At 45.8% G+C, this 765-nt stretch carries 1 pseudogene; it reads right to left on the bottom strand.

Going from position 1 to position 765, the window contains the following annotated elements:
• Positions 1–68: 68 nt before the first annotated feature.
• A pseudogene (locus AACS98_RS21810) lies at positions 69–765 on the bottom strand (DNA polymerase III subunit gamma/tau); the annotation flags it as partial.

Below are 765 nucleotides of genomic sequence, written 5' to 3'. Positions count from 1 at the left end.
TAACTAATGACTAATGACTAATGACTAATGACTAATGACTAATGACTAATGACTAATGACTAATGACTTCAATCATCATCTGGCAAGTTATCTACCAATTCTGATGTACTGATTTCGCTTAATTCTTCGCTATCCTCGCTTAATCTGACAAGTTGCCCATCAAAGAATTGTGCTAAACGTTGGGCAGCGATCGCCACTTCATCGGTTTCCCAATTTGCTAAAGGTGCTGGTTGGGGTGATGGTGTTGGCGTTTTCGCGCCTCCTGTACTTTTGACTACCGCTTCTGTTTTTGCTGGTGGGGCTGGTACTGGTGGCTGTGGTGTGGGTGTGGGTGCTGGTGGTTTTTGGTTGTGATAACTAGGTGGCGGTGGCTGCTTGACAGTCTGGGAACCGTTACCTCTAGCTGGTGGTTCTTTCCTGGCGGTGGCAGAATTTGAGGGAGTAGCTTTTTCTAGAGTTACCAACACTTCCCTTTGGAAAGTTTGTCCAAAAGCCGCAGTAATCATCGGTAAATCAGATTTAACTTTGTCATACCATGCAGGTTTGACACCAACACGGGCTGTTGCACCATCAAATTCAATTAGATGACACATTTGCCCCAGTAAAGCACGTCTGGATATTTGCTGAATATTACTCACTACCTGCTGCCAAATTTGAGCAAAATCAAATTGTGATGGCTCAACAAATGTCTCAGTAGGTTGTGGGGGAGGTGGGGGAGGTGGGGGAGATGAGAAAGATGGGGGAGATGGGGGAGATGAGGGAGAT

The sequence above is a fragment of the Anabaena sp. CA = ATCC 33047 genome (assembly GCF_963870205.1).
Taxonomy (GTDB): domain Bacteria; phylum Cyanobacteriota; class Cyanobacteriia; order Cyanobacteriales; family Nostocaceae; genus Trichormus.
The sequence above is the reverse complement of the archived record's forward strand: the minus strand, read 5'-3'. Positions and strand labels throughout refer to the sequence as shown.